The sequence below is a fragment of the Bacillus sp. JJ783 genome, assembly GCF_036963225.1.
GTDB classification, from domain to species: Bacteria; Bacillota; Bacilli; order Bacillales; family Bacillaceae_G; genus Bacillus_A; species Bacillus_A cereus_U.
Map to the genome: position 1 here is coordinate 8,482 of NZ_JBALMG010000019.1, position 4,852 is coordinate 13,333.

Genomic DNA, 4,852 nt, shown 5'->3' on the forward strand with positions numbered 1-4,852 from the left:
ACACGCTTGAGGAAGGAGAATTCTTTCGGTAAATTCGTTAAAGTTACAGTTAGATATGCATATTACAAGAAATATATATAGTATATACAGAATTTAAAATCCCACCATTTTGAGATGTTTTCTTCCTCTATAAAATAAATTTTATAGGGAATTCATTATGCTTATTAAAACAACAACATGATATAGACAAAGCCAAAGAATAAACATAATGGACTATAGAACCAAGTGTCGTATCTAGCAAACTGAGAATGTTTAATTTTCTTGAAAAATCCAACGAACTTAAAATCACCAATTGCCCTAATAATGAAAACTAAAGCACAGACAATACTTCCGATTTTAGATAAACTATTTGCTTGGAACCTCTGCAAATAACCTACTTGAACAACAATAATGACACTAGCTAATAGAATAAGAATGGCTACGAATAATGTTCCCCATATTCTCGGAGTAAAAGCAGGCTTATGTTCTCCCTCTTTTACTGGGATAACAGCAGCAGAACCCCATCGACCTCCAAAAGCCCAATAAATATGCAAAAAACTGATAAAACACAGAAGCACTACAGCTACTAATGTTAATAGTAATTTCATTTATTCGCCCCCAATGTCGTAACTCCAAAGATAACATACACTACCGTATGTTATAGTGAAAATTTTGTCCCTTCAGGTTTTATAACCATATTAGGGACATTTATTATCGAATAATCAATTATGCCTCAGCATAATTCCGTGACATCCGCCGGAGGCTTTAACTTCTTTCAGTGGATGTTTGGACACCCGCTGAAAGAAGTTAAAAGCTCAACCATTTTATCAATATCAAAATTAGGATTTGCTTCAAACCTTGTCATCCACCCTACATACGTTAAATAGGCAAGTCTCGCTCGATCAATTGATTCAGTTTCGTCTACGCCCATTTTTTGATACAATTTTGCAACACAAGAAATTCTTTGCTCTTCTATATCTACTAAACGTGCTGCCACAACAGGATCATATTTAGCCCAAGTATAAATACCATTCTCAATTTTTTTATCTCGATTAAAACTAATCTGTAATAGCTGTTCTAAAGAGGCATCTTGTTGCTCCATACTTTGAACAATCAGCCTTGTTGCATGTACTTCCCAAAAGTCGAGCATAGAATCTAAAAGCTCTTGATGGTCACGAAAATAGTGATAGAAGCTTCCTTTGCTTATTTTTAGCAATCGAGCAAGTGCTTCAATGCGAACTTTATGTATTCCTTCATTAGCTAATTGTTGTAATCCTACTTTTATCCAGTCTTCCCTCGTTAATTGCATATCATCTCTCCAATAAAATACGATAGCGTATGTTTTACGTTAGATTACTACTATTCTCATTTTTTGTCAATTATTCATTCTGTTTATTTTTATGAACTTTAATGTCGTTGTTAATCGTAATATTGATCGTCATCACCCTTGATAAAATACAAGCACATACTAAATCAAATAGATTTTCTGTTATGTCCAGTAAAATATCTTCCTCTGTAAATTTCAAGAAAATTTGGATGGTCCACAGCCTAAAACCCTTGAATAAGCAGTTAGACCACTAAATTTTTCTGTATATTATTTTAAGTCATATTAGATTCACATGTATAAGGGATATATCAATAATTTTGTTGGTCAAGTATACAAACAATATAACATTCGTGTAATAGAATATATTATATTACATGAAAGGAGATAGCGATATTTGGAATTAAAAAAATTTATTGATCCCCTTCCAATTCCTTCCGCAATAAAACCAACAGGAACATATAAAGGTAAGCCGTTTTATGATGTACGTATGATTGAAACGCTACACAAGTTTCATAGTGATTTACCTAAGACGAAAGTATGGGGCTATAATGGAATGGTACCAGGTCCAACGTTTGAGGTTAAAAAAGATCATCCTGTATATGTGAGATGGTCAAACGATTTACCTAAAAAACACTTCTTACCTGTTGATACAACCGTTCACGGGGCCCATGATAACCCAGAAGTACGAACTGTTGTACATTTACATGGAAGCCCAAGTGAACCAGATAGCGATGGTCATCCTGAAGCATGGTTTACGAAAAACTTTCAACAAACAGGACCTAGTTTCGTAAAAGAAATTTATCATTATACGAATCGAGAACGAGCAACCACCCTTTGGTATCATGATCATGCACTTGGGATTACTCGTTTAAATGTATATGCGGGTCTTGCAGGACTTTACTTGATTCGTGATAAAGAAGAAAAATCACTACCCCTACCTAAAGGAAAACACGAAATACCGCTTATCGTTCAAGATAAATCCTTTAATCCAGACGGTTCCCTATTTTATCCTGCTCAACCAGAAGACCCATCACCAGGTTTACCATACCCTTCTATTGTTTCTCTATTTTTAGGAAATACAATTGCAGTTAACGGAAAAGTATGGCCATTTTTAAAAGTGGAGCCCCGCAAATATAGATTTCGTTTATTAAACGCTTCCAATACTCGCACATACAAGTTCCAATTAAGTGACCTTAGTTCATTCTTTTTAATAGGAACTGATGGCGGCCTTCTTAAACGGCCGATTAAAGTACAAAGTTTAGATGTTTCACCAGCAGAACGTATTGACATTATTATTGATTTTTCAAGGTTTTTAGGAAAAAAAGTAGTATTACAAAATGGAAGTGATTTAGATAATCCAACTGGTGAGATTATGGAGTTCCAAGTAACGAAACCATTATCCTGCCCAGATAAAAGTAAAATCCCATGCAAATTAAGTAACATTGACTTTATTCCAGTAGAAAAAGTAAAGAAAGTAAGACGATTAACATTAAATGACTCAGAGGATGAATTTGGACGTCTAATGCTTTTATTAGATAATAAAGAATGGGACGATCCCGTGACAGAAACACCTTTACTTAATTCTGTTGAAATATGGGAGTTAGTAAATTTGACCGTTGGGATTCATCCTATTCATATACATCTAGTTAATTTTCAAGTTCTTGATCGTCATGATTTGAATGGAAACTTGTTAGATCCTCTCCCAGCTGATTTCGGTTTAAAAGATACCGTGCTAGTAGCAGGTGAACAAATCGTCCGAATCATAATGAAGTTTGAGCCCTATTCTGGAGATTATGTATGGCATTGTCATCGTTTAGAGCATGAAGACCATGATATGATGAGACCGTTAAAAATCATACCTTCCAATCTTAATAGACACAAATCAAATTGATAGATACATTAAATAACACGAAAGTCCCTTCAGTATTACTGAAGGGACTTTTACATGTTTGTGAAAAGTGTCTTTATGTACAAGAAGCGTTTTTCAGTCTACAACTATTTTTTAAGATTGTATTGCTCTAATAGCTTCTCTAACATTTCCAAAGTAACTGGTTGTGCCTTAGTAGTTAGTTGATACCCAATCCGTCCATTCGTTTCTACAGTTGCTTGTTGTAAATTCTTGATTTCATGTATACCTTTTTCTCTCAGATGCATAAATAATTGTTGTTCTGACATTTTTGCGCGTAATAAATTCTTTTTTAAAACTTCTCCGTTTTCTATAACAATAATGCTAGTTCCATTTAGAAACTTTTCTACTTTTCGTGATTTCAATTCAATAAAATGAATGATAAGTAAAACACCCGCAAAAATAAACGCAGCAAAAATAGATGAGACTACTTTCCTACTTAATACAGGTTCTACAATAATACGTCCTATAGAAACAACAATAATAATTTCAGCTCTAGTCATTTGGCTAACAGATTTACTACCTGTCAATTTCAAAACAATAATTCCAGTGAGGATTAAAATAATGCTTTCAAAAAGTATATTCATTACAGCCCAATCCTTTAATAGTGAATGTTACTAGCATTCCCATTAAAGGATTTTTATGATATTTCACACACTCTTCAGACCAATTTGTTACTTTATTACCAACTTGAATAACTTCACCATAACTTTCATATCCAGTTTCTCTCGGATATAAAGGATTACCACCTGAAATGTCCGACTCCTTATACTGTGGTAACTCTGCCCCAATACTTATTGCACCTGCGATTGTTTTAACGATAATTTCATCATCCTGTAATGGCCTAATTTTATCCGTTTGTCACTTCAGTTGTTTAGAGCCTTCTAAAACTAATTTATATTGTTCCATTGATATCCTCTCACTTTATAAAAATATATTCACACTAAACTTTAAGCTATAATAATCAATATGAAAGATTCATCCAAAATTAAAGCTATAATGTTGGCTAGCACTCAACAGTGATAACATGATAATTGAATTTGATGGATATGGAATTAATAAGTATGTTATTGGTCATGAATGTTCTATCAGTAAGTTGAAAAAAATGTATTTTAACGTAAAAAATGAAGAGTTATCTAATGAGGATCTTGTAAGTTTATTTTGTGTACGATATCATTTTGAAAACATTCCAAAGTCATTACAAGAAGACATTAAGAGCGATATCGTCATTGACTTAGATACGGACTATATTTATATCCCTAATAGATAACAATAACTTAGTAAACTAAAATCTTTTAATGTAACTTACGATTCAGACAAGAATTTAATAAAATAAGTAATTGCCCAAATGGAAGTCGCGAATTGAGTGACAAAATACATTGTCCATTCGAAAAAAGTCAGCTTTCTCTCTCGTTTAACCTTCTTTAAGTATCTGTAAAATATTAATGTACTCAAAAACATAAGTAACAAAGATAATTGTTGTAAATCATCAACTATACGTACCGCCATAGACTTCATCACCCTCCTATACAAAATAAAAACTATACTTTAAGGATATCATTAGTTTGGTAATGTTTTTCCATTTATTCAATAAAATTTTAAAAATGTTTTATTTATAAATACAATAATCGCCTACTCAT

General features: G+C 32.8%; 6 protein-coding genes and 1 pseudogene. 2 read left to right on the top strand and 5 right to left on the bottom strand.

Annotated elements, in window-relative coordinates; all coding sequences use genetic code 11:
- Positions 1-164: 164 nt before the first annotated feature.
- Together V7038_RS04860 and V7038_RS04865 are read right to left on the bottom strand one after the other, a co-directional pair.
- Positions 165-587, bottom strand: a complete 423-nt coding sequence (locus V7038_RS04860) for a DUF3995 domain-containing protein (RefSeq protein ID WP_016129510.1) — start codon at positions 585-587, stop codon at positions 165-167.
- 167 nt (positions 588-754) lie between these two features.
- Positions 755-1,288, bottom strand: a complete 534-nt coding sequence (locus V7038_RS04865; RefSeq protein ID WP_199659429.1) for a TetR/AcrR family transcriptional regulator — start codon at positions 1,286-1,288, stop codon at positions 755-757.
- A 412-nt stretch (positions 1,289-1,700) separates the two neighbouring features.
- Here V7038_RS04865 and V7038_RS04870 point away from each other — a divergent pair, with 412 nt between their 5' ends.
- A complete protein-coding gene (locus V7038_RS04870) occupies positions 1,701-3,197 on the top strand; it encodes a multicopper oxidase domain-containing protein (RefSeq protein ID WP_199659427.1) in 1,497 nt (498 codons plus the stop codon).
- A 104-nt stretch (positions 3,198-3,301) separates the two neighbouring features.
- On the opposite strand, the gene V7038_RS04875 is transcribed toward V7038_RS04870, so the two are convergent.
- On the bottom strand, positions 3,302-3,799 hold the full coding sequence (locus V7038_RS04875) for a DUF421 domain-containing protein (protein ID WP_283747216.1): 498 nt from the start codon (positions 3,797-3,799) through the stop codon (positions 3,302-3,304).
- A gap of 79 nt (positions 3,800-3,878) precedes the next feature.
- Positions 3,879-4,061 (bottom strand): annotated as a pseudogene (locus V7038_RS04880) (hypothetical protein); the annotation flags it as partial.
- Between the two features lie 178 nt (positions 4,062-4,239).
- Here V7038_RS04880 and V7038_RS04885 point away from each other — a divergent pair.
- A complete protein-coding gene (locus V7038_RS04885; protein ID WP_199659425.1) occupies positions 4,240-4,482 on the top strand; it encodes a hypothetical protein in 243 nt (80 codons plus the stop codon).
- A gap of 35 nt (positions 4,483-4,517) precedes the next feature.
- Here the strand turns inward: V7038_RS04885 and V7038_RS04890 are convergent, their stop codons facing one another.
- Positions 4,518-4,721, bottom strand: a complete 204-nt coding sequence (locus tag V7038_RS04890; protein ID WP_199659424.1) for a hypothetical protein — start codon at positions 4,719-4,721, stop codon at positions 4,518-4,520.
- Between the last annotated feature and the right edge of the window lie 131 nt (positions 4,722-4,852).

Bases quoted from the DNA above. Each gene is read 5' to 3' on its own strand.
- V7038_RS04885 (WP_199659425.1), top strand. From the start codon at position 4,240: ATGATAATTGAATTTGATGGATATGGAATTAATAAGTATGTTATTGGT.
- V7038_RS04875 (WP_283747216.1), bottom strand. From the start codon at position 3,799: ATGAATATACTTTTTGAAAGCATTATTTTAATCCTCACTGGAATTATT.
- V7038_RS04860 (WP_016129510.1), bottom strand. From the start codon at position 587: ATGAAATTACTATTAACATTAGTAGCTGTAGTGCTTCTGTGTTTTATC.
- V7038_RS04865 (WP_199659429.1), bottom strand. From the start codon at position 1,288: ATGCAATTAACGAGGGAAGACTGGATAAAAGTAGGATTACAACAATTA.
- V7038_RS04890 (WP_199659424.1), bottom strand. From the start codon at position 4,721: ATGGCGGTACGTATAGTTGATGATTTACAACAATTATCTTTGTTACTT.